Source organism: Paracoccus sp. FO-3 (assembly GCF_006386455.1).
Lineage (GTDB): Bacteria > Pseudomonadota > Alphaproteobacteria > Rhodobacterales > Rhodobacteraceae > Paracoccus > Paracoccus versutus.
The window spans coordinates 13,660-35,635 of sequence record NZ_VCBQ01000049.1 but is presented as its reverse complement, the minus strand read 5'-3'; the positions used below and the strand labels follow the sequence as shown (position 1 = coordinate 35,635).

General features: G+C 69.6%; 21 protein-coding genes. 14 read left to right on the top strand and 7 right to left on the bottom strand.

Annotation, left to right across the window (positions count from 1 at the left end):
- The 7 genes from tolA to FE811_RS14730 all read left to right on the top strand — a co-directional run.
- A partial coding sequence (tolA, locus tag FE811_RS14760; RefSeq protein WP_181180872.1) for a cell envelope integrity protein TolA occupies nt 1-973 on the top strand: 973 nt, incomplete at its 5' end.
- Nucleotides 974-1,061: 88 nt separating this feature from the next.
- Nucleotides 1,062-2,372, top strand: a complete 1,311-nt coding sequence (gene tolB, locus FE811_RS14755; protein ID WP_370362679.1) for a Tol-Pal system beta propeller repeat protein TolB — start codon at nt 1,062-1,064, stop codon at nt 2,370-2,372.
- A gap of 22 nt (nt 2,373-2,394) precedes the next feature.
- A complete protein-coding gene (pal, locus tag FE811_RS14750) occupies nt 2,395-2,904 on the top strand; it encodes a peptidoglycan-associated lipoprotein Pal (protein ID WP_166435538.1) in 510 nt (169 codons plus the stop codon).
- Nucleotides 2,904-3,824, top strand: coding sequence for a tetratricopeptide repeat protein (locus tag FE811_RS14745; protein WP_116222110.1), 921 nt, complete (start codon nt 2,904-2,906; stop codon nt 3,822-3,824). Before pal ends, FE811_RS14745 begins: the two co-directional genes overlap by 1 nt.
- Nucleotides 3,814-5,043, top strand: coding sequence for a tRNA lysidine(34) synthetase TilS (gene tilS / locus FE811_RS14740; protein ID WP_116222111.1), 1,230 nt, complete (start codon nt 3,814-3,816; stop codon nt 5,041-5,043). Before FE811_RS14745 ends, tilS begins: the two co-directional genes overlap by 11 nt.
- 60 nt (nt 5,044-5,103) lie before the next feature.
- The gene (ftsH, locus tag FE811_RS14735; RefSeq protein ID WP_036752405.1) at nt 5,104-7,002 is read left to right on the top strand and encodes an ATP-dependent zinc metalloprotease FtsH; all 1,899 of its coding nucleotides are present in this window, start codon (nt 5,104-5,106) and stop codon (nt 7,000-7,002) included.
- Between the two features lie 335 nt (nt 7,003-7,337).
- Nucleotides 7,338-7,655, top strand: a complete 318-nt coding sequence (locus FE811_RS14730; protein WP_036752255.1) for a chorismate mutase — start codon at nt 7,338-7,340, stop codon at nt 7,653-7,655.
- A 487-nt stretch (nt 7,656-8,142) separates the two neighbouring features.
- On the opposite strand, the gene FE811_RS14725 is transcribed toward FE811_RS14730, so the two are convergent.
- The 5 genes from FE811_RS14725 to ruvC are packed head-to-tail and all read right to left on the bottom strand — an operon-like array spanning nt 8,143 to nt 11,625.
- Nucleotides 8,143-8,553: a PaaI family thioesterase gene (locus FE811_RS14725; RefSeq protein WP_072461621.1), complete on the bottom strand. Its 411-nt coding sequence runs from the start codon at nt 8,551-8,553 to the stop codon at nt 8,143-8,145.
- Nucleotides 8,546-9,571, bottom strand: coding sequence for a Holliday junction branch migration DNA helicase RuvB (ruvB, locus tag FE811_RS14720; protein ID WP_036752249.1), 1,026 nt, complete (start codon nt 9,569-9,571; stop codon nt 8,546-8,548). Before ruvB ends, FE811_RS14725 begins: the two co-directional genes overlap by 8 nt.
- Nucleotides 9,568-10,443, bottom strand: coding sequence for a zinc metalloprotease HtpX (gene htpX / locus FE811_RS14715; protein ID WP_072461620.1), 876 nt, complete (start codon nt 10,441-10,443; stop codon nt 9,568-9,570). The genes ruvB and htpX overlap by 4 nt, the downstream gene beginning before the upstream one ends.
- Before the next feature lie 5 nt (nt 10,444-10,448).
- Nucleotides 10,449-11,120 (bottom strand): Holliday junction branch migration protein RuvA, encoded by a 672-nt coding sequence (gene ruvA, locus FE811_RS14710; RefSeq protein WP_116222112.1) that lies wholly within the window; start codon nt 11,118-11,120, stop codon nt 10,449-10,451.
- Between the two features lie 10 nt (nt 11,121-11,130).
- Complete coding sequence (gene ruvC / locus FE811_RS14705; RefSeq protein WP_116222113.1) at nt 11,131-11,625, bottom strand: crossover junction endodeoxyribonuclease RuvC; 495 nt, start codon at nt 11,623-11,625, stop codon at nt 11,131-11,133.
- A 124-nt stretch (nt 11,626-11,749) separates the two neighbouring features.
- Here ruvC and FE811_RS14700 point away from each other — a divergent pair, with 124 nt between their 5' ends.
- From FE811_RS14700 to FE811_RS14675, 6 genes are read left to right on the top strand one after another with little or no spacing between them, the layout of a single operon-like run.
- Nucleotides 11,750-14,590: a monovalent cation/H+ antiporter subunit A gene (locus tag FE811_RS14700; RefSeq protein ID WP_116222114.1), complete on the top strand. Its 2,841-nt coding sequence runs from the start codon at nt 11,750-11,752 to the stop codon at nt 14,588-14,590.
- The gene (locus FE811_RS14695) at nt 14,590-14,973 is read left to right on the top strand and encodes a Na+/H+ antiporter subunit C (RefSeq protein WP_036752235.1); all 384 of its coding nucleotides are present in this window, start codon (nt 14,590-14,592) and stop codon (nt 14,971-14,973) included. Before FE811_RS14700 ends, FE811_RS14695 begins: the two co-directional genes overlap by 1 nt.
- Nucleotides 14,970-16,544, top strand: coding sequence for a monovalent cation/H+ antiporter subunit D (locus FE811_RS14690; RefSeq protein ID WP_072461617.1), 1,575 nt, complete (start codon nt 14,970-14,972; stop codon nt 16,542-16,544). The genes FE811_RS14695 and FE811_RS14690 overlap by 4 nt, the downstream gene beginning before the upstream one ends.
- Nucleotides 16,541-17,032 carry a Na+/H+ antiporter subunit E gene (locus tag FE811_RS14685; protein WP_116222115.1) on the top strand — a complete coding sequence of 164 codons (492 nt, stop codon included), beginning with the start codon at nt 16,541-16,543 and terminating at the stop codon, nt 17,030-17,032. Before FE811_RS14690 ends, FE811_RS14685 begins: the two co-directional genes overlap by 4 nt.
- Complete coding sequence (locus FE811_RS14680) at nt 17,029-17,298, top strand: K+/H+ antiporter subunit F (RefSeq protein WP_072461615.1); 270 nt, start codon at nt 17,029-17,031, stop codon at nt 17,296-17,298. The genes FE811_RS14685 and FE811_RS14680 overlap by 4 nt, the downstream gene beginning before the upstream one ends.
- A 9-nt stretch (nt 17,299-17,307) precedes the next feature.
- Nucleotides 17,308-17,691 (top strand): Na+/H+ antiporter subunit G, encoded by a 384-nt coding sequence (locus FE811_RS14675; RefSeq protein ID WP_036752398.1) that lies wholly within the window; start codon nt 17,308-17,310, stop codon nt 17,689-17,691.
- Nucleotides 17,692-17,925: 234 nt separating this feature from the next.
- Here FE811_RS14675 and dapA read toward each other — a convergent pair whose 3' ends face one another.
- On the bottom strand, nt 17,926-18,801 hold the full coding sequence (dapA, locus tag FE811_RS14670) for a 4-hydroxy-tetrahydrodipicolinate synthase (RefSeq protein ID WP_072461614.1): 876 nt from the start codon (nt 18,799-18,801) through the stop codon (nt 17,926-17,928).
- 103 nt (nt 18,802-18,904) lie between these two features.
- Here dapA and FE811_RS14665 point away from each other — a divergent pair, with 103 nt between their 5' ends.
- Complete coding sequence (locus tag FE811_RS14665) at nt 18,905-21,058, top strand: lytic transglycosylase domain-containing protein (protein WP_244295190.1); 2,154 nt, start codon at nt 18,905-18,907, stop codon at nt 21,056-21,058.
- On the opposite strand, the gene FE811_RS14660 is transcribed toward FE811_RS14665, so the two are convergent.
- Nucleotides 21,012-21,971, bottom strand: a complete 960-nt coding sequence (locus FE811_RS14660) for a DMT family transporter (protein WP_116222116.1) — start codon at nt 21,969-21,971, stop codon at nt 21,012-21,014. The genes FE811_RS14665 and FE811_RS14660 overlap by 47 nt on opposite strands.
- Nucleotides 21,972-21,976: the final 5 nt, after the last annotated feature.

Below are 21,976 nucleotides of genomic sequence, written 5' to 3'. Positions count from 1 at the left end.
CGCCGCCGCCGAGGCCGCGCGCCAGCGCGAGGAATTGCTGGCCTGGCAGGAAGCCGAGGCGGCTGCCGAACGCACTGCCGCCGCCAAGGCCGAGGAGGCCGCCGCCCGCCGCGCCGCCGAGGAACGCGCCAGGGAAGAGCGCCGCGAGGCCCAGGCCCAGGCCGATGCGGAAGCCGCCCGCAAGGCCGAGGAAGCCGAGGCCCGCGCCCGCCGCCTTGCCGCCGCCGATAAGGCTGCCGCCGAGGAAGCCGCCGCCGAAAAACGTGCCGCCGAAAAACGCGCCGCCGAGCGCAAGGCCGAGGCCGATCGCCGCACCGCCGCCGAGAAGGCCGCCGCCGAAAAAGCGGCAGCCGAGAAAGCCGCTGCCGAGAAAGCTGCGGCTGAAAAGGCTGCCGCTGAAAAGGCCGAGGCCGAGAGAAAGGCCGCCGAGGCCAAGGCCCGCAAGGAGGCCGAGGAACAGGCCGCCGCCGAACGCGCCGCAGCCGAGAAGAAGGCGGCCGAGAAGGCTGCCGCCGAAGCCAAGGCCCGCGAGCAAGCCGAGGCCGAGCGCAAGGCCGCCGAGGCCGCCAAGCAGGCCGCGCTGGCCGAGGCGATGCAGGACCAGGGCTCGGGCGGTTCGGGCGGTGGTGGCGCCGCCGCGAACGGGCCGCCGCTGAGCCAGGGCGAGAAGGACGGCTTCCGCGTGGCGGTCGAGCAATGCTGGAACCGCGGCTCGCTGTCGACCGAGGCCAGCCGGACCACGGTTTCGGTGCAGTTCTCGATGGCGCCGGACGGGACGGTGGAAAAGGGCTCGCTGCGCATGATCGGCCATGACGGCGGCTCGGATGCGGCGGCGAAACAGGCCTACGAGGCCGCGCGCCGGGCGATCCTGATGTGCGAAAAGGGCGGCTACAAGCTGCCGCCGGAAAAATACAACCGCTGGAAGGACGTCATCATCGACTTCAACGCCAGCGGCGGCGCGCGGGTCAAGTGACATGGCATCCCGCATGGCATCTCTCGGTGCGACACTCTATCCTGCAACCAAGACCTCCAGAGGGCGAAACATGTTGCGTAAATTCCTGCTGACCTCCGTCATGGCCCTTGCGGGTCTTGGGCTTGCCGCGCCGGTCCTGGCGCAGGACGGGCCCTTGCGGATCGAGATCACCGACGGCGTGATCGAGCCGATGCCCTTCGCCATCGCCCGCTTCCACGACGAGGGCGGCGCGGGCGAATACCTGGCACAGGTGCAGAACCTGATCGCCGCCGACCTGACCGGCACCGGCCTGTTCCGCGAGATCCCGGCCAGCGCCCATATCGCGCGGCCCGAAAGCTTCGACGCGCCGGTCTCCTACGAGGACTGGAAGGCGATCAACGCCCAGGCGCTGATCACCGGATCGGTCAAGGTCGAGGGCGGCAAGGTCGTGGTCAAGTTCCGCCTGTTCGACGTCTTCGCCGGCCAGCCGCTGGGCGACGGCATGCAGTTCGACGCCGCGACCGGCAACTGGCGCCGGGCCGCGCACAAGGCGGCCGACCAAGTCTATTCGCGGCTGACGGGCGAGGGGCCCTATTTCGACAGCCGCGTCGCCTTCGTGCAGGAAACCGGCCCCAAGGACGCGCGCCGCAAGCGTATCGGCATCATGGATTACGACGGCGCCAACGTGAAATGGCTGACCGACGATGCCACGCTGGTGCTGAAGCCGCGCTTTTCGCCCGACGGCTCGCGGCTGCTTTACACCAGCTATGCCACCGGCTTCCCGCAGGCGATGATGATGGACGTGAACTCGCTGGGCGTGCGCCAGCTGGGCGCGAGCCAGCAGGGCACGATGAGCTTTTCGCCCCGCTTTTCGCCCGACGGGCGCTGGATCGTCTATTCGCTGGAGAAAAGCGGCAATACCGACATCTACCAGATGGATGCCGCGACCGGGGCGCAGCGGGCGCTGACCAATGCGCCCTCGATCGAGACCTCGCCCAGCTACAGCCCGGACGGCAAGCAGATCGTCTTCGAAAGCGACCGCTCGGGGACGCCGCAGCTTTATGTCATGGGCGCGAACGGCGGCGAGCCCAGGCGGATCAGCTTTGGCGAGGGGCGCTATGGCACCCCGGTCTGGTCGCCGCGCGGCGACATGATCGCCTTTACCCGGCAGGTGGGCGGCAAGTTCCACATCGGCGTCATGCGCACCGATGGTTCGGAAGAGAAAATGCTGACGGAATCGTTCCTTGACGAGGGCCCGACTTGGGCCCCCAATGGGCGCGTCGTGATGTTCACGCGGGTGACGCCGGGCGGCGACGGCCAGCCGCGCCTGCATTCGGTGGACATCACGGGGCGCAACATGCGCCCGGTCAAGATCAACGGTGCAGCCTCGGACCCCGATTGGGGCCCGCTGCTGCCCTGAAGCGCGTAAGATGGACAGGATTATGAAAACTTTCATGAAAATTGCCGCGATCGGCGCCGTTCTCGCGCTGGCGGCCTGCGCCCGGCCGGCACAGGACATGCAGGTCCAGGATCCCTATGCCGGGGCGGGCGGCCTGGGCGGGGTGGGCGCGACCGCGCTGCCGGGCACGGCCGAATATTTCAAGGCCAGCGTCGGCGATACCATCCTGTTTCCGCTGGACCAGTCCACCCTGACCGCCGAGGCGCGGATGACCCTGGCCAACCAGGCCGGCTGGCTGAACCAGAACCAGGGCTTCTCGGCCGTGATCGAGGGCCATGCCGATGAGCAGGGCACCCGCGAATACAACCTCGCCCTGGGTGCCCGGCGCGCCAATTCGGTGCAGGAATACCTGATTTCGCAAGGCATCGCGCCGGGCCGGCTGCGCACCGTCAGCTATGGCAAGGAGCGCCCGCTGGCGATCTGCTCGACCGAGGAATGCTTTACCAAGAACCGCCGCGCCGTGACCGTGGTCAGCCCAGGGGCGGGCATGTGATGGCGGCCCGGGGTTTCAGGGGGCTGCTGCTGGCCGCCGGTTTCGCGCTGGCGGCCTGGCCCGCGGCGGCGCAGGATGCGCGGACCCTGGCCGACATCCGGGCCGAGCTGTCCCAGCTTTCGTCCGACCTGCAAAGCCTGCGCGCGCAGCTTGTCGCCTCGGGGCCTGCCGGTTTCGCGGCGGCGGGCGGCGACAGCGCCATCGACCGCATGAACGCGATGGAGGCGCGGCTGGCGCAGCTGACCGGCCAGACCGAGCAATTGCAGAACCGCATCGACCGCATCGTCCGGGACGGCACCACCCGCATCGGCGACATCGAGTTCCGCCTGTGCGAGATGGAGGAGGGCTGCGACCTGGGCAGCCTGACCACGCCGACGCTGGGCGAGCAGGGCGGATCGGCGCCCCTGCCGTCCTCGGACCAGCAGGGCGCGCTGGCGCAACCCAAGACCCCCTCGGCCGGGGCTGCCGCGACCGCGGCGGAAAAGGCCGATTTCGACCGGGCTCGGGAGGTGCTCGGTCAAGGTGACTTTCACCGTGCTGCGGAACTCTTCGCGGCCATTGCCGAAACCCATGCTGGCGGCCCGCTGACCGCCGAGGCGCTGTTCCTGCGCGGGGCGGCGCTGGATTCCGCCGGCGACCTGGAAGGCGCGGGCGTGGCCTGGCTGGAAAGCTTTGCCGCCAACCCGAACGGGTCGCAGGCGGCGGATGCGCTTCTGGGCCTGTCGCGGGCCATGTCCGCCAAGGCCGGCCCGCAGGAAGGCTGCTTCTATCTTCAGGAAATCATCGCCCGCTTCCCCGCCGCCCCGCAGGCGGCCGAGGCCGAGCGGCGCATCGCCGAGACCGGCTGCGACGCGCCGGCCGAGCCGCTGGACGAGGATCTGGACCCCGAGGCCGCCGCGGACATGGCGGATGACGGCTGAGCCGGTCGCGGTGCGGGTCCATGCCGCGCTGGACCATCTGGCCGGCACCCGCCCCGCGTTGGGCATCGCCCTGTCGGGGGGCGGCGATTCCACCGCCTTGCTGCACCTGGCCCATGGCTGGGGCCGCGCGCGCCTGCTGGCGGCGACCGTCGATCACGGGCTGCGCCCCGGCTCGGCCGCCGAGGCGCAAGAGGCCGGTCTGGCGGCCGCGGCCCTGGGCATTCCCCATGAAACCCTGCGCTGGACCCGCCGGGACGGCGGCAACCTGATGGCCGCCGCGCGCGAGGCGCGGCTGGGCCTTCTGGCCGATTGGGCCGGGCGGCACGGCCTGTCCGCCGTGCTTCTGGGCCATACGCTGGACGACCAGGCCGAGACCGTGCTGATGCGTCTGAACCGGGGTGCTGGCGTGGACGGGCTTTCCGCCATGGCCCCTGCGCGCGAGGCTTTTGGCGTGACCTGGCTGCGCCCCCTGCTCGACGTCGGCCGCGCCGAACTGCGGCAATGGCTTGCGGCGCGCGGGCTCGGCTGGGCCGACGATCCCTCGAACGAGAACGAGGGCTTCGAGCGGGTGCGGGTGCGCAAGACCATCGCCGCGCTGGACCTGCCGATGCGGCAGCTGGCGCAATCGGCGGCGAATCTCGCCATGGCGCGCGATGCGCTTTGCGCCTTCGCCGCGCAGGTGGCCCAAGGCGCGCAAAGCCGCGCCGGCTCGCTGGCATTGCCGCTCGACCCCTTTCGCGCCGCGCCGCTGGAGATCCGGCGGCGGCTTCTTGTCGCAGGGCTGCGCTTCGTCTCTGGTGCCGCCTATCCCTCCCGGCGCGAGGCGGTGCTGCACGCGCTGGCGGCGCTGGAAACCGGCACGCGCCTGACGCTGGAGGGCGTCATCGCCGAGCCGCGGGACGGGTTCCTGTGGCTGGTCCGCGAACCGGCCGCCGCCGCCCGCAGCCCCGCCGCCGAAGGTGCCGATGCGGTCTGGGACCGGCGCTGGCGCGTGGACGGCCTGCGCGCGGGCCAGCAGGTGCGCGCGCTTGGCCATGACCCGCTGCCGGGGCTGGACTGGCGCGGCGCCGGCCTGACCCGGGACGAGGCGGCCTCCAGCCCCGGCATCTGGGCGGGCGGGCGGCTGATCGCGGCGCCCGTGCTGCGGCCGGTGCCGGATTGCGGCGCAAAGCCGCTGCGCGGGATGGAGGAATTCGGCGCGCTGCTCTATACGCATTGAACCTGACGCCGGAATCCCTATTTTCAGGCGGAAGCCTGTTTACCCGCGGAGGACATGCCTTTGGGCAACGCGCGCAATATCGCCTTCTGGGTGGTGCTGTTTCTGATGATCCTGGCCCTGTTCAACCTGTTCAGCGACGGATCGGCCCAGATGAACAGCCGCCAGATCAGCTATTCCGATTTCATCCAGCGGGTGGAAAAGGATGAGATCACGGCCGTCACCATCGACGGCGAAAACGTCGGCATCATCGCCAAGGACGGCAAGCAATATGCCACCGTGCGGCCGCAGGGCGAAGAAATCGCGGACCGGCTGATCGGCAAGGGCGTCGAGGTCAAGGTCGAGCGCCAGCAGCAATCGGGCTTCATGTCGCTCCTGGGCGTCTGGCTGCCCTTCATCCTGCTGATCGGCGTCTGGATCTTCTTCATGAACCGCATGCAGGGCGGCGGCAAGGGCGGGGCCATGGGCTTCGGCAAGTCGCGCGCCAAGCTCCTGACCGAAAAGCACGGCCGCGTGACCTTCGACGACGTGGCCGGCATCGACGAGGCCAAGGAAGAGCTGGAAGAGATCGTCGAATTCCTGCGCAACCCGCAGAAATTCTCGCGCCTCGGCGGCAAGATCCCGAAAGGCGCGCTGCTGGTCGGCCCGCCCGGCACGGGTAAGACGCTGCTGGCCCGCGCCATCGCCGGCGAGGCTGGCGTGCCCTTCTTCACCATCTCGGGTTCGGATTTCGTCGAGATGTTCGTCGGCGTCGGCGCCAGCCGCGTCCGCGACATGTTCGAGCAGGCCAAGAAATCCGCCCCCTGCATCGTCTTCATCGACGAGATCGATGCGGTCGGCCGCGCCCGCGGCGTCGGCATCGGCGGCGGCAACGATGAGCGCGAACAGACCCTGAACCAGCTGCTGGTCGAGATGGACGGCTTCGACGCCAACGAAGGCGTCATCATCATCGCCGCCACCAACCGCAAGGACGTGCTGGACCCGGCGCTTCTGCGCCCCGGCCGCTTCGACCGCCAGATCTATGTGCCGAACCCCGACATCAAGGGCCGCGAAAAGATTCTCGGCGTGCATTCGCGCAAGGTGCCGGTCGGCCCCGACGTGGACCTGCGCATCATCGCCCGCGGCACGCCGGGCTTTTCCGGCGCCGACCTGATGAACCTAGTCAACGAGGCCGCGCTGATGGCCGCGCGCATCGGCCGCCGTTTCGTGACCATGGAGGATTTCGAGAACGCCAAGGACAAGGTCATGCTGGGCGTCGAGCGCCGCAGCATGGTCCTGACCCCCGAGCAGAAGGAAAAGACCGCCTATCACGAGGCCGGCCACGCCATCGTCGGCCTGTCGCTGCCGAAATGCGACCCGGTCTACAAGGCGACGATCATCCCGCGCGGCGGCGCGCTCGGCATGGTGGTCAGCCTGCCGGAAATGGACCGGCTGAACTATCACAAGGACGAGGCCAAGCAGAAGCTGGCCATGACCATGGCCGGCAAGGCCGCCGAGATCATAAAATACGGCGAGGAAGGGGTGTCGAACGGCCCGGCCGGCGACATCCAGCAGGCGAGCGCGCTGGCCCGCGCCATGGTGATGCGCTGGGGCATGTCCGACAAGGTCGGCAACATCGACTATGCCGAGGCGCATGAGGGCTATTCCGGCAATACCGGCGGCTTCTCGGTCTCGGCCGCGACCAAGGAGCTGATCGAGCAGGAGGTCCATGACCTGATCGAGGAAGGCTATCGCGAGGCCTATCGCATCCTGAACGAGAAGCAGGAAGAGTTCGAGCGCCTGGCCAAGGGGCTCCTGGAATACGAAACCCTGACCGGCGAGGACATCGGCCGGGTGATCCGGGGCGAGCCACTGGGCGGCGACGACGATGCGCCCGGCTCCTCGATCCCCTCGGTCAGCGCGATTCCGCGGGCGGGCGCCGCCAAGCCCGCGCCGGACGCCGCGCCCCAGCCGCAGGGCTGACGCCCCGGTCGGAAACAGGAAAGCCCCCGGATCGGCTCCGGGGGCTTTTTCATTGGCGGAGCCTGCGAGGGCCGGGAAAGATGCGGCGGGTCAGAACAGCAAAAGCGCGACCGCGCCCAGCGCGAGGCCCAGGCCGAAACCCAGGTTGATGACAAGGCTTGCTGGTTTCATCCGGTATCCTTTCCAAAGCGGGGCGGCTCCTTTCCCCAGTTGACGGCAAAACGTCGATTCGGACCAAGGCGTTCCCGCTTCGGCGGAAATCCGCCTATCGCCTGCGGCAATTTCGACACAGCCGGGGCTTGCACCGGACGGCGGGGCAGGGCATGGGACGGGATATGAGCCGCCCCGAACCCGAACTGCCGCCGAACTCTGCCATGCCCGAACTGCGCGCGCGCATCGACGCGCTGGATGCGCGGCTGGTGGCGCTGCTGGCGGAACGCTCGGCGCTGATCGACGAGGCGGCGCGGATCAAGCTGCGCGAGAACCTGCCCGCCCGCATCGACAGCCGCGTCGAGGAGGTCGCCGCCAATGCCCGCCGGCTTGCCCTGCGCCAGGGGCTGGATCCCGACCTGGCGGAACGGCTGTGGCGGGTGATGATGGAGCATTTCATCGCCCAGGAGGACCGGGTGCTTTCCGATCCCCGCCGCGACTAGGCTGCCGCCTGAACCGGATTTAGCCGATGATGCTGGTGCCTCAGGGCGGTAGCAGGTCGCCAGCGGAGGGGGCACCCAAGGGCCAAGCCGGTGCGCTGCGAAGGCGGATCAGCCCCGAGATCTGCGTAGCCGCCGATAGAATTCCGCTGTCCCTTGCACTCCATCGTGGCGCGGCAGGGCCTTTGCGATGTAACGACCAACCCCCAAAAACCGCTGCAAGCACCTCTGCCACTTCGCGCCAAACGGCCGCCGGGGCCGTCGGCCAACACTCACCGGGGCCGTAAGGGTCCGGGGAATGCCCATTATGCCGGTGATGAAGCTTGCCGGGGGCTTTGCCCCCGCGCGTTCCGCGCTCCCCCAGGATATTTGTCCACGAAAGAAGCCGGGGGACGATTGGCCCGTTCTTTCGTGGAAAAATATCCTGCGGGGGTCCGGGGGCGCAAAGCCCCCGGCTGCGACATTGCCCAGGCTGGACAAGGGGGCATTCTCAGACCGGGATCATCGTGCCCTGGAGCATGGCGACATGCTTGCGCCTGTCCCCGGTTTCGGCCCAGACATCGGCGGCGACCACCAGGATGCGGCGGCCGGGGCGGATCACCCTTCCCTCGGCCACCAGCCGGTCCCCGGTCGCGGGGGACATCAGGTTGATCTTCATCTCGACCGTCATCACCTCGGCCTCCTCCGGCATCAGCGTCAGCGCGGCATAGCCTGCCGCCGAATCGCCGATCGAGAAGGCGAGGCCGGCATGGCCCGCGCCATGCTGCTGCAGCGAGCCGGGCAGGATCGGCGCGGCGATGGCGACCTGGCCGGGCCCGACGCTTTCCAGCCGCGCGCCCAGGGTGCGCATCATGCTCTGGCGGTCGAAACTGGCGCGGATGCGGCTTTCCAGGTCATTCATCGAACAGGCTCTCCTGCGTGCGGGGGGCGTCGAGGCCCAGGTGGCGCCAGCCCAGCCGCGCCAGCATGCGGCCGCGCGGCGTGCGGGCGACCAAGCCCTGCTGCATCAGGTAGGGCTCGATCACCTCCTCGATGGAATCGCGGCTTTCCGACAGCGCGGCCGAAAGCGTCTCGACCCCGACCGGGCCGCCGCCGTAATGTTCGGCCATCAGCGTCAGGTAGCGCCGGTCGGCCATGTCGAGGCCCAGGTGATCGACGCCAAGCCGGGTCAGGGCGGAATCGGCGATCTGGCGGGTCAGCCTGCCGTCGCCCTCGACCAGCGCGAAGTCCACCACCCGGCGCAAGAGCCGGCCGGCGATGCGGGGCGTGCCGCGGGCGCGGCGGGCGATCTCGCGCGTGCCCTCGGGTTCCGAGGGGATGCCCATCAGCCGGGCGCCGCGGGTCACGATCAGGTCCAGTTCCTCGATGGTGTAGAATTGCAGCCGGGTCGGGATGCCGAAGCGGTCGCGCAGGGGCGTGGTCAGCAGGCCCAGCCGGGTGGTGGCCCCGACCAGGGTGAAGGGTTGCAGCTCGATCCGCACCGTTCGCGCCGCCGGGCCTTCGCCGATCACCAGGTCCAGCTCGAAATCCTCCATCGCCGGATAGAGGATCTCCTCGACCGCCGGGTTCATGCGGTGGATCTCGTCGATGAACAGCACGTCGCGGGCTTCCAGGTTGGTCAGGATCGCGGCCAGGTCGCCCGCCCGCGCCAGCACCGGGCCGGAGGTCATCTTGAAGTTCACCCCCAGCTCGCGCGCCATGATCTGCGCCAGCGTGGTCTTGCCGAGGCCGGGGGGGCCGTGGAACAGCGTGTGGTCCATGGCCTTGCCGCGCATCCGCGCGCTTTCGATGAAGACGCGCAGGTTCGCCCGCGCCTCGGCCTGGCCGACGAAATCCTCGAGCCGCTGCGGGCGCAGCGCACGGTCCTCGCCGTCGCTTTCCAGCGGTTCGGGGCGCAGCATCGGGTCGGGCTGGCTCATCTTGCGCCCCAGGGGCCGGTGCCCGCGCCCGCGGCCATGGCTTGCAGCCGGGCGATGCGCTCCTCGGTCGGGGGATGGGTGGCGAAGAGCCGGTCCATGCGCAGCGCATGCAGCGGGTTCACGATGAACAGGCTGGCCGCGGCCGGGTTGCGCTCGGCCGGGATGTTCACCACCTGGCCTGCGGCGCGCGAGATCTTGGCCAGCGCGCCGGCCAGCGCCATCGGCCGGCCGCAGATCTCGGCGCCGATGCGGTCGGCCTCGTATTCGCGGGTGCGCGAGATCGCCATCTGCACCAGCGCCGCCGCCAGGGGCGCGAAGATCATCGCCAGGATCGCCGCCAGCCCGCCGCCGCGATTGTCGTCGCGCCCGCCGAACATGCTGGAAAACATCAGCATGTTGCCCAGCATGGCGATGGCGCCGGCCATGGTGGCCGTCACCGTCATGACCAGCGTGTCGCGATGCTTGATATGCGCCAGCTCATGCGCGATCACCCCGGCCAGCTCGTCGCGGTTCAGAACCCGCATGATGCCCTGCGTCACCGCGACGGCGGCGTTTTCCGGGTTGCGGCCGGTGGCGAAGGCATTGGGCTGTTCGGTTTCCAGCACATAGACCTTGGGCATGGGCAGGCCGGCCCGCTGCGCCAGCGCCGCCACCATGTCGACCAGTTCCGGCGCCTGCTGGCGCGTGACCGGATGCGCGCCCTGCTGGCGCAGCACCATCTTGTCGCTGTTCCACCAGGCGAAGACATTGCCCGCCCCGGCGACCAGCAGCGCGATCACCGCGCCGCCCTGGCCGCCGATCAGCCAGCCCATGCCCATGACCAGCGCCGTCAGGGCGGCCATCAGGATGAAGGTGCGCAGGTTTCCGGTCATCGTCCTTACTCCTTGGGCGCCAGCAGCCGCAGGGCCGCGCGGATCAACGCGGCGGTCGGCGCGGCGGGTTCCCGTGCCGCGGCCTCGGCCACCGCCGAGGCGGCCTCGGACGGAGCATAACCCAGATTGCCGAGCGCCGAGAGCGCATCCGCCGTCGCCTGCGCCGAGGATGGGGCCGAATGCGCGGGGGCGGGCGCGGGGGCGGCGGTTTCGACCAGCTCGACCTCGGGCAGGGGGCCGGGATCGACGGTCAGCGCGCCGCCAAGCGCCATCACCGCCGGGGCCTTGTCCTTCAGTTCCATCACCACGCGCTGCGCCAGTTTCGGGCCGACGCCGGGGGCCTTGCGCAGCGCCGACCAATCGCCAAGCGCCAGCGCCCGCGACAGCCCGTCCGGCCCCAGCGTGCCCAGGATCGCCAGCGCCACCTTGGCCCCCACCCCCTGCACCGAGGTCAGGAGCCGGTGCCATTCCTTTTCCAGCAGCGTCGGAAAGCCGAAAAGCTGCAACAGATCCTCGCGCACCAGCAATTCGGTATAAAGCGCCGTTGCCTGTCCGGCGGCGGGCAGGCTGGCGGCGGTGCGTTCGCTGACATGGACGATATAGCCCACGCCGCGCACGTCGATCAGCACATGGTCCTGCGCCCGGTGCAGGATCACCCCGGCGATACGTCCGATCATTGCCCGACCCTCATGCGCTGGCCTTGATGCGCAGGGCGCGGCCCTGCAAGTGATGGGCGTGACAAATTGCCACAGCCAGAGCGTCGGCGGCATCAGCCCCGGCGAATTCGACGCCGGGCAGCATGAAGCGGACCATGTGCTGGATCTGTTCCTTGGCGGCATGGCCGACGCCGACCACGGCCTTCTTGACCGCGTTGGGGGCATATTCGCCGATTTCCAGCCCCGCCTCGGCGGGGGCGAGCATGGCGATGCCGCGCGCCTGGCCCAGCTTCAACGTGCCAAGCGCATCCTTGTTGACGAAGGTCTGCTCGACGGCGGCGGCATCGGGGGCGTGGCGGGCGATCACCGCGCAAAGCCCGCGGTAAAGCGTAGCAAGCCGCGGTCCCAGCTCGCCGGCCTCGGAATGGACGATGCCGTTGTCCAGGTGCCGCAGGCGCGGCCCCTCGACCGCGATCACGCCCCAGCCCATGTTGCGCAGGCCGGGGTCTATGCCGATGATCTTCATGCCTGTTCCCTTGTTTTGGCCAAGGGTTAGCACGAAAGGCGAACATCGCCTAGTTGCTTTGTCATTTGCTTGACATCGCCGCCCCCCCTCGCGAACAGGGGGGAACGAAGAAGGACGAGGGACAATGTCGCCAGCACTGATCGCCGCGCTTCCGTTCATCGGCGCGCTGCTGCCCGGATTGCTGATCCGCTCGGGCCGCGATGTCGCGGCTGTGGCCTGCGCGGCGGCCACGGCGGTCGCGCTTTTGGGGCTTGGCATGCACATCCCCGCGATCATGGCCGGCGAGGTGATCACCGCGCGCTTCGCCTGGCTGCCCTCGCTGGGGTTGAACGTGCATTTCCGCATCGACGGGCTGGCGCTTCTGTTCGGCATCCTGATCCTGGGGATCGGCCTGCTGATCATCGCCTATGCGCGCCACTACCTGTCGAGACGCGACCCGGCGGGCGTGTTCTATACCTATCTGATGCTGTTCCAGGGCGCGATGCTGGGCATCGTGCTGTCCGACAACATCCTGCTGCTGCTGGTGTTCTGGGAACTCACCTCGCTGTCCTCGTTCCTGCTGATCGGCTATTGGAAGCACCTGCCCGAGGGGCGGCAGGGCGCGCGCATGGCGCTGACCGTGACCGGCATGGGCGGGCTGGCGATGATCGCGGGCATGCTGATCCTGGGCAATATCGCCGGCAGCTTCGACATCAGCGACATCCTGGCCGCGCGGGACGCGGTGCAGGCCAGCCCGTATTACCTGCCCGCGCTGCTGCTGATCCTGCTGGGGGCATTCACCAAATCGGCGCAGTTCCCGTTCCATTTCTGGCTGCCGCACGCGATGGCGGCGCCGACGCCGGTTTCGGCCTATCTGCATTCGGCGACCATGGTGAAGGCGGGGCTGTTCCTGATGGCGCGGCTGTGGCCGGTGCTGTCGGGCACGCCGGAATGGTTCTATATCGTCGCCACCACCGGGCTTGTGACCATGGTGCTGGCGGCCTGGATCGCCATCTTCCGCGACGACCTGAAATCGCTGCTGGCCTTTTCCACCGTCTCGCACCTGGGCCTCATCACCATGCTCCTGGGCTTCGGCACCGAGGCGGCGGCGGTGGCGGCCGTGTTCCATATCGTCAACCACGCCACCTTCAAGGCGGCGCTGTTCATGACCGCCGGCATCATCGACCACGAGGCCGGCACCCGCTCCATCGCCCGGCTGGGCGGGTTGCGCCGGCTGATGCCGATCACCTTCGTCATCGGCACCGTGGCGGCACTGTCCATGGCCGGCATCCCGCCGCTCAACGGCTTCCTGTCCAAGGAGCTGATGCTGGAACAGGCCACCCATGCCGCGTGGCAGGGCCATCCGGGCCTGGTCGCGGCGATGGCCACGCTGGGGGCGCTGTTCTCGGTCTGCTATTCGCTGCGCTTCGTCTGGCAGGTGTTCCTGGGCCCCGAGCGCCAGGATTACCCGCACCGCCCGCATGATCCGGGCTTCGGCCTGTGGTCCGCCCCGGCGCTGCTGGCGGTGCTGGTGGTGCTGATCGGGCTGTTTCCCGACCCAATGGCCGGCTGGCTGGTCGCGGCCTCGGCCAGCGCCGTCACCGGCACGGCGCAGCATCCGCATCTGGCGCTGTGGCATGGCGTGACTCCGGCGCTGATGCTGTCGGCCGTCGCGCTGGCGGGCGGGGTGGCATTGCTGGCGCTGAACCGCCGGCTGCTGGCCCTGCGCGCGGCAATGGCATGGCCCGAGGCCAAGGCGATCTTCGACGCCATCACCCGCGCAGTCACCTGCGCGGCGGGCTTCCTGACCGACCGGCTGACGAACGGGTCCATGGCGCGGGCCTTTGCCGCCTTTTCGCTGACCGTGGTGCTTTGCGGGCTCTGGGCCTTCTCGACCGGGGGCTGGCAGGGCGCGACGCGGCCGATGCTGCCCATCCAGCCGGTGCCGCTGGTCGGCTGGGTGCTGCTGATGGTGGCGACCTGCTGCATGGTCGCCTTTCACCGCCGCCGCATCCTGGCGCTGGTGCTGGTCGGCATCATCGGGCTGATGGTCTCGGTCAGCTTCATCTACCTGTCGGCCCCGGACCTGGCGCTGACGCAGATCTCGGTCGAGGTGGTGACGGTGGTCCTGCTGCTGCTGGCGCTGAACTTCCTGCCCAAGTTCACCGTGATCGAAAGCCCCGACCGCAAGCGCGGCCTGGACGCCTTCATCGCCACGCTGACCGGGCTGGGCTTTGGCGCGCTGGCCTATGTCATCATGCGCAGCGACTTCGCCTTTTCCCCGATCTCGGAATACATGCTGGCCAACAGCTACAAGCTGGGCGGCGGCGACAACGTGGTCAACGTGATCCTGGTGGACTTCCGCGGCTACGATACCTTCGGCGAGATCACCGTGCTGGGCATCGCCGCGTTGACCATATTCGCCCTGACCGAGACGCTGCTGGCCGGCGCCAGCGGCCGGCGGCTGCGCAACTGGGTCCATGACAGCCGCCGCGCCGGCGACCGCCATCCGCTGATGCTGGTGGTGGTGACGCGGCTGGTCCTGCCCATCGCGCTGGTGGTGGGGCTTTATATCTTCCTGCGCGGCCACAACATGCCGGGCGGCGGCTTCGTCGCCGGGCTGGTGGTTTCGGTGGCGCTGGTGTCGCAATACATGGCCTCGGGCTTTGCCTGGGCGCAGGAGCGGCAAAAGATCAACTATCACGCGCTGATCGGCGCCGGCGTCATCGCCGCCGGGCTGACCGGCATCGGCGCCTGGTTCGCGGGGCTGCCTTTCCTGACCTCGACCTATGGCTATGTGAAGCTGCCGGGGCTCGAGGAGTTCGAGCTGGCCTCGGCCATGGGCTTCGACCTGGGCGTGTTCCTGTGCGTGGTGGGGGCGGTGATGCTGGCGCTGAACTCGCTGTCGCGCATCGCGCGGACGGCGGGCGAGACGGTGAACCTGCACCCGATGGACATCGACCCCAGCAAGGAGGCGCGGCGCTGATGGAACTGCTGCTGTCAAGCGCGATCGGCATGCTGACCGCGGCGGGGGTCTATCTGATCCTGCGCCGGCGCAGCTTTGCGGTGGTGCTGGGCATGACCATGCTCAGCTATGCCATCAACCTGTTCCTGTTCTCGACCGGGCGGCTGGTGGTGAACGCGCCGCCGGTGCTGCGGGACGGGGCGGCGAGCTATACCGACCCGCTGCCGCAGGCGCTGGTGCTGACCGCCATCGTGATTTCCTTCGGCATGACCGCGGTGGTGGTGATGATGGCGCTGGGGGCCTTCCTGGAAGGGGGCGACGACCGCGTGGACATGCCGCGCGCCGACCGCCTGCCGGCCGATTCCCTTTCTGCCGATCGCATGTCCGGGGATGGTGACGCATGAGCCACCTGATCATCGCCCCCGTCGTCCTGCCCGCGGTCATCGGGCCGCTCATCATCCTGTGGATGCGCCACGACCTGCTGCTGCAGCGGGTGTTCTCGGTCGCCGCGACCGCGGCGCTGGCCGGGGTGGCGCTTTACCTCAACCTGCTGGCGGCGGGCGGAGAGGTGCAGGTCTATCGCCTGGGCAACTGGGCCGCGCCCTTCGGCATCGTCTTGATGCTGGACCGGCTGGCGGCGCTGATGCTGCTTCTGACCGCGCTTCTGGCGCTGGCGGTGCAGCTTTACGCCATGGGCTCGGGCTGGGACCGCAAGGGCCGGCATTTCCATGCGCTCTGGCAGTTCCAGCTGATGGGGGTCTGCGGCGCCTTTCTGACCGGCGACGCCTTCAACCTGTTCGTGTTCTTCGAGATCCTGCTGATCGCCAGCTACGGGCTGATGATCCACGGCGGGGGCGAGATGCGGCTGCGCGCCGGCGTGCAATACATCGCCTACAACCTCGCCGGCTCGACCCTGTTCCTGGCGGCGCTGGGGGTGCTCTATTCCGTCACCGGCACGCTGAACATGGCCGACATGGCGCTGCGCGTGGCGGCGATGCCGGCCGAGGACACGGCGCTCTTGCGCGTCGGCGCGGTGCTCTTGATGCTGGTCTTTGCGATCAAGGCGGCGCTGGTGCCGCTGCATTTCTGGCTGCCCTCGACCTATGCCAATGCGCCGGGGCCGGTGGCGGCGCTGTTCGCCATCATGACCAAGGTGGGGGTCTATGGCATCATCCGCTTCTTCACCCTGGTCTTTCCGCAGGATGCGGTCACGCAAAGCGTGGTGGCGGACCTGCTGCTGCCCGCGGCGCTGTTCACCCTGGCCATCGGCCAGGTCGGCATCCTCGGCACCCGCCACCTGGGCCGGCTGGCCGCCTTCGCCGCCATCGGCTCGATCGGCACGCTGATGATCGCGGTGGCGCAATTCACGCCGCAGGGCACCTCGGCCGCGGTCTATTACCTGGTCCATTCGACGCTGGCGGCCGGCGCGCTGTTCCTGGTCATGGACATGATCGGCGCGCGCCGGGGCGACCTGTGGCTGCGGCTGGACCGGGTGATGCCGGGCAACGGGCTCGTCGCGGCGCTGTATTTCGTCGCCGCCATCGCCGTGGTGGGGATGCCGCCCTTCTCGGGCTTCGTCGGCAAGCTCTTGGTGATGCAGGCGACCGGGGGGGCGCCGGCGATGGTCTGGATCTGGGCGATCATCCTGATCACCTCGCTGGTCGCGATCTATGCCCTGTCGCGGGCCGGCACCATCCTGTTCTGGAAAAGCTTCGAGCTTGGCTTGGCCCCCGTTCCGCCTGCGGCAGCCGCGGCTGGCCCCAAGCTGGAGCCGGACGAGCCGGTCCAGGATCTCGGCGATGCGCCGGCGAACTGGCTGGCAGTGGCCTCGGTGGTGCTGCTCCTGTCGGGCATCGTCGCGCTGACTGCATTCGCCGGCCCCGCCATGCGCCTGGCCGAGGCGACGGCGGCGCAGCTTCACGACCCCGACGCCTATGTCTCGGCCGTGCTGGAAGGGCAGGAGGGCACGAAATGATCCGCCGGCTGTTCCCGCATCCCTGGCTGTCCTTCACCCTGGCGCTGGTCTGGATGGCCCTGGTCAATCGCTGGGCCGTGGGCTCGCTGGTCTTTGCCGCGATGATCGGCGTGGTGGTGCCGCTGATCACCGCACCCTATTGGCCCGGCACGAACGGCTATCGCGCGCCCTCCAGGATCCCCGCCTATCTGGCCATGGTCCTGTGGGACATCGCCAAGGCGAATTTCACCGTGGCGCAGATCGTGCTGTTCATGCCGCGCCGCGCGCTTCGGCCGGCCTGGATCGCCGTGCCGCTGGAGCTGCGCCACCCCGAGGCGATCACGGCGCTGGCCGCGACCATCACCCTGACCCCCGGCACGGTCAGCTGCGACCTGTCCGAGGACGGGCGCGCCCTGCTGGTCCATGCCATGCACGCCCCCAACCCGGATGCGGTTCTGGACGAGATCAAGACCCGCTACGAGGCCCGGCTGAAGGAGATCTTCGAATGATCGGATACGCGCTGCTCTTCGCCTATGGCTGCTTTTCGCTGGCGCTGCTGTTCTGCCTCTACCGCGTGGTCTTCGCGCCGGGCCTGTCGGACCGGGTGCTGGCGCTGGACACCATGGCGATCAACATGATCGCGCTCCTGACGCTGTTCGGCATCGACAAGGGCACGACGATGTATTTCGAGGCCTCGCTGATGTTCGCCATGGTCGGCTTCATCTCGACCGTGGCCTATGCGAAATTCGTCCTGCGCGGCGACATCATCGAATAGGGGATGGGCATGATCGCGGAAATCATCGTCTCGGTCCTGCTGGTGCTGGGCGGGTTCTTCGGCCTCGTCGGCTCCTACGGGCTGGTCAAGCTGCCCGACCCGATGACCCGGCTACACGCGCCGACGAAATCGGCGACGCTGGGCGTCGGGGCGGTGCTGGTCGCCTCGCTGATCTGGTTCCCGGCGCGGCACGGGGTGCTGACCTGGCACGAGTTGCTGATCACGCTGTTCCTGTTCCTGACCGCGCCGGTCACGGGCTATTTCATCGCCAAGGCGCATATGCACCTGGGCTGGAGCCGCGACGACCTGCCCCGCCCGGCGCCCGGCAAGGACTGGGCGACCTTCTGCGACCCGGACAAGGAAAGCCTGGTCGACCGGCAGCCGGGGGACTAGCCAGGCGGTACGCTTGCTGGGGGGCTTTGCCCCCGCGCGTTCCGCGCTCCCCCAGGATATTTATCCACGAAAGAAGCGGGGGGGGCGGGAAAGCCGGTGCGGCCGCTTCTTTTGTGCTTAAATATCCTGCGGGGGTCCGGGGGCGCAAAGCCCCCGGCTGCGCCGGTCCCGCCGGACCGGCCGTGAAAAAGGGGCGGAAAGCCCGCCCCCTCTCGTTCCGGCCTGATGCGCGGTTCAGATCAGCCCGGCGTGGGCCAGCGCCGCGTCGACGCGGGCCTTGGTCGCATCGGTCAGCCCGACCAGCGGCAGGCGCACGGCGTCGCTGCAAAGGCCCAGCCGCGACATGGCGTATTTCGCGCCCGCCACCCCCGGCTCCAGGAAGATCGCCACATGCAGCGGCATCAGCTTGTCCTGGTAGTCCAGCGCGCGGGCGTAGTCGCCCGCCAGCGTCGCTTCCTGGAACGCGGCGCAGAGCCGGGGCGCCACGTTCGCCGTGACCGAGATGCAGCCGACGCCGCCATGGGCGTTGAACCCCAGCGCCGTCGCGTCCTCGCCCGAAAGCTGGACGAAATCCTTGCCGCAGGCCGCGCGCTGCATCGAGACGCGCTCGAGCTTGCCGGTCGCGTCCTTGACGCCGATGATGCGCGGCAGCCGGGCCAGTTCGCCCATGGTCTCGGGCGCCATGTCGATGACCGAACGGCCGGGGATGTTGTAGATGATGATCGGCAGGTCGCTTGCGTCGTGCAGCGCGGTGTAATGCGCGACCAGCCCGGCCTGGGTCGGCTTGTTGTAATAGGGCGTCACCACCAGTGCCGCATCGGCGCCCGCCGCCTGCGCGTGCTGCACCAGCCCGATCCCCTCGCGCGTCGAGTTCGAGCCGGCGCCGGCGATGACCGGGATGCGGCCGGCCGCCATGCGCACGACCTCTTCGATCACCTTGCGGTGTTCCTCATGGCTCAGCGTCGGGCTTTCGCCGGTGGTGCCGACGGGCACCAGCCCGTGGCTGCCCTGGTCGACATGCCACTCGACAAGCTTTTCCAGCGCGGGGAGATCCAGCTCCCCGTCCGGGGTGAAGGGCGTGACCAGCGCGGGCAGCGAGCCTCTGAACATGTGGGTATCCTGAATTTGCCTCTGATGGCGGCTTACATGCGGATGCGCGGATTGCCAAGGATGTGAGTTGCGCCGCGCGGCGGAACCTCGCAGAAATGGGGCCATGATGTATCCTTTCCGCGACAGGATCCTGGGGCCGGCACTGGCCCTTGCGCTGAGCTTCGCCCTGCCGGCCGGGGCCGAGGATGCCGGGCATCTGTCCCGCGCCCTGGCGGCGGCGGCGATGCGCGACTGGACCAGCGCCGCGGCCGCGGCCGAAGCCTCGGGGCCCATCGCCCGCGACCTGATTGCCTGGCAGCGGCTGCGGGCCGGGCAGGGCGGCTGGCCGGAATATCGCGACTTTGCCCGCCGCCATGCGGATTGGCCCGGCATGGCGCTGTTCTGGAAGCGCGGCGACGCGGTGCTGCGCCCCGACCTGCCTCCGGCCGAGGTGATCGCGTGGTTCGGCACCCGCCGGCCCGACACGCTGAACGGTGCCACGGCCCTGATCGTGGCCCTGCAGGCGACCGACCCCGCGGCCGCCAGGGCCGAGATCGCGCGGTTCTGGACCGAGCAGGCGCTGACCAAGCCCGAGGCCGACGCCTTTCTGGCCGCCCATGGCGCCGAGGTTGCCGGGCTGCACGATGCGCGGCTGATGCGGCTTCTGGATCTGGGCGAATGGCAGGCGGCGCAGGTGGTGCTGCCCATGGCCTCGGTCCCGGCGCAAGCCCTGGGCCGCGCCCGGCTGGCGCTGCAATCGGGGCAGGCCGGGGTGGATGCGCTGATCCTGGCCCTGCCCGAGGCGCAGCGGGACGATGCGGGCCTGGCGCTCGACCGTTTCCGCTGGCGGGTCTGGGCCAAGATGCCCGAACTGGCGCGCGACCTGATGCTGGAGCGCTCGACCAGCGCCGAGGCGCTGCGCGATCCCGCGGCCTGGGCCGGCAAGCGCGCCGATTACGCGCGCCTTGCGCTGCGGCAGGGCGACTGGACCCTGGCCGAAAGGCTGGCCGCCGGGCATTTCCTGCCGCCGGGCAGCGATGCCTTTTCCGACCTGGAGTGGCTGGCGGGCTATGCCGCGCTGCGCGGCGGCGCGGCGGACCGGGCGCTCCAGCATTTCCGCACGCTCGAGCGGGCGGTGGCGAGCCCGATCTCGCTGTCGCGCGCGCATTACTGGCAGGGCCGGGCGCTGGAGGCCGGGGGCGACGAGGCCGGCGCCGGTGCGGCCTATGCCCGTGCCGCCGCATACCAATCCGCCTGGTATGGCCAGCTGGCCGCCGAAAGGCTGGGCCTGCCGATGCAGCCCGCGCTGGCCGTCGCCGGGCGCAGCGAGGCCAGCCTGCCCGACTGGCGCGGCAGCCCGCTGCGCACTAACCCGGTCTGGCAGGCCGGCACTTGGCTGGTCGCGGCGGGCGAGCCCGACCAGGGCGCGCGCTTCTTCCTGCACCTGGCCGAAACCGCCGCGCCCGAGGACATCGGCCGCATGGCGCGGATGATGCTGGAGATGCGGCAGCCCTGGCACGCGCTGCGCCTGGCCAAGGCCGCCGCCGCCAAGGGCGCGGTCTACCCGGCCGCCTATTTCCCGCTGACGGGCCTTGAGAACAGCGAGCTGGGCCTGCCGCCCGAGCTGGTCATGGCCATCGCCCGGCGCGAAAGCGAGTTCAACCATACCGTCTCGTCGCATGCCGGGGCGCTGGGGCTGATGCAGGTCATGCCCGACACCGCGCGTTCCATGGCGCGCAAGGTCGGCGAGCCCTTCGAACAGGGGCGGCTGACCCGCGACGCCGCTTATAACGCCCGGCTGGGCGCTGCCTATCTGGCGGGGCTGCGCGACCGCTTCGGTCCCTCGATCGCGCTGGTCGCGGCGGGCTACAATGCCGGGCCGGGGCGCTCGGCCCGCTGGCTGGACGAGTTCGGCGACCTGCGCGGGCAGGTGGACCCGGTCGATTGGGTCGAGATGATCCCCTTCGACGAGACGCGCAACTACGTCATGCGCGTGGCCGAGGCGCTGCCGGTCTATCGCGCCCGCATCAAGGGCCAGCCGGTGCCGCTGGTGCCGACATGGGATCTGACCGGGGGCGGCATGAAGCCCGCGCCGGCGCCGCCGCCGATCCGGCTGGTCGCCTCGTCCCGGCCGTCGATGCCGGCGCGCCGGCTGGCGGCCTATGCCGCGGGCGGCGTGCTGGCCGAGGTGCTGGGCCCGGCGCCGGTCGAGGAGGCCAGCGCCGCCCCGCTTAGCGCTGCCCGGCCCGCTCGCGCTGGCGAGCGCGCCACCAGGTGAACAGGCCGGCGCCGACGACGATGAGGCCGCCGAGGGCGACGTTCGGCGCCAGCGTCTCGCCAAAGATCACCACGCCAAAGAGGCTGACCCAGACGAGCTGGGTATAGGAGAACGGCTGCAAGGCCGAGGCCTCGGCCAGCTCATAGGCCTTGATGAGCATGAAATGCGCCACCACCGCCGCAAAGCAGAGCAGCAGGAGCCAGGGGATGTCGCGCCCGGCGATGGGCTCCCAATGCCAGATGCCGACCAGGGTGATGGCGACGGCCCCGGCGATGCCGGTCCAGAAAAAGCTGACCATGGCCGGATCGTCGCGCCCGACCATCCGGGTCAGCAGGCCATAGACCGCGAACATGGCCGCGCCGACGAAGGGCAGCACCGCATCGGCGCTGAAGACGCCGCTGCCCGGTTTCAGCACGATCAGGATGCCGACGAAGCCCACGGCGACCGCCGCCCAGCGGCGCCAGCCGACCTTTTCGCCCAGGACCGGCCCGGACAGCGCCGAGATCAGCAACGGGTAGCAGGCAAAGATCGCATGGGTGTTGATCAGGCCCAGCCGCACGAAAGCCTCGACCGTGACCACGACCTCCGCCACCAGCAGCACGCCGCGGAATATCTGCGTCCAGGGCCGTTTTGAACGGACGGCGCGGCCCAGTCCGCCCGGTGCCCGTGCGCAAAGCAGGATCACGAAGGCCGCGAAGAACCAGAAGCGCAGCATGATGACGAAGATCGGCGAATAGGTGGCGCCCAGATAGCGCGAGATGCCGTCCTGCGCCGCAAAGATCAGCGCCGAGGCACAGATCATCAGGATCGCCGCGCCCTGCCGTTCGGCGCGCGGCACGGCAAGCGGCGGCGGGACGGCAGGCGGGCTGGCTGCCGGGGCCATCAGCGGCCCCGTCTGGCGGTTGTTGGGCATTGCGG

Excerpts from the sequence above, each read along its gene's own strand:
- ruvA (WP_116222112.1), bottom strand. The coding sequence starts at position 11,120 with ATGATCGGACGTATCGCCGGGGTGATCCTGCACCGGGCGCAGGACCAT.
- FE811_RS14745 (WP_116222110.1), top strand. The coding sequence starts at position 2,904 with ATGGCGGCCCGGGGTTTCAGGGGGCTGCTGCTGGCCGCCGGTTTCGCG.
- FE811_RS14680 (WP_072461615.1), top strand. The coding sequence starts at position 17,029 with ATGATCGGATACGCGCTGCTCTTCGCCTATGGCTGCTTTTCGCTGGCG.
- FE811_RS14675 (WP_036752398.1), top strand. The coding sequence starts at position 17,308 with ATGATCGCGGAAATCATCGTCTCGGTCCTGCTGGTGCTGGGCGGGTTC.
- FE811_RS14660 (WP_116222116.1), bottom strand. The coding sequence starts at position 21,971 with ATGCCCAACAACCGCCAGACGGGGCCGCTGATGGCCCCGGCAGCCAGC.
- FE811_RS14725 (WP_072461621.1), bottom strand. The coding sequence starts at position 8,553 with ATGAATGACCTGGAAAGCCGCATCCGCGCCAGTTTCGACCGCCAGAGC.
- htpX (WP_072461620.1), bottom strand. The coding sequence starts at position 10,443 with ATGACCGGAAACCTGCGCACCTTCATCCTGATGGCCGCCCTGACGGCG.
- FE811_RS14685 (WP_116222115.1), top strand. The coding sequence starts at position 16,541 with ATGATCCGCCGGCTGTTCCCGCATCCCTGGCTGTCCTTCACCCTGGCG.
- FE811_RS14665 (WP_244295190.1), top strand. The coding sequence starts at position 18,905 with ATGATGTATCCTTTCCGCGACAGGATCCTGGGGCCGGCACTGGCCCTT.
- ruvC (WP_116222113.1), bottom strand. The coding sequence starts at position 11,625 with ATGAAGATCATCGGCATAGACCCCGGCCTGCGCAACATGGGCTGGGGC.
- FE811_RS14695 (WP_036752235.1), top strand. The coding sequence starts at position 14,590 with ATGGAACTGCTGCTGTCAAGCGCGATCGGCATGCTGACCGCGGCGGGG.
- pal (WP_166435538.1), top strand. The coding sequence starts at position 2,395 with ATGAAAACTTTCATGAAAATTGCCGCGATCGGCGCCGTTCTCGCGCTG.
- ruvB (WP_036752249.1), bottom strand. The coding sequence starts at position 9,571 with ATGAGCCAGCCCGACCCGATGCTGCGCCCCGAACCGCTGGAAAGCGAC.
- tilS (WP_116222111.1), top strand. The coding sequence starts at position 3,814 with ATGACGGCTGAGCCGGTCGCGGTGCGGGTCCATGCCGCGCTGGACCAT.
- FE811_RS14730 (WP_036752255.1), top strand. The coding sequence starts at position 7,338 with ATGAGCCGCCCCGAACCCGAACTGCCGCCGAACTCTGCCATGCCCGAA.
- FE811_RS14700 (WP_116222114.1), top strand. The coding sequence starts at position 11,750 with ATGTCGCCAGCACTGATCGCCGCGCTTCCGTTCATCGGCGCGCTGCTG.
- FE811_RS14690 (WP_072461617.1), top strand. The coding sequence starts at position 14,970 with ATGAGCCACCTGATCATCGCCCCCGTCGTCCTGCCCGCGGTCATCGGG.
- dapA (WP_072461614.1), bottom strand. The coding sequence starts at position 18,801 with ATGTTCAGAGGCTCGCTGCCCGCGCTGGTCACGCCCTTCACCCCGGAC.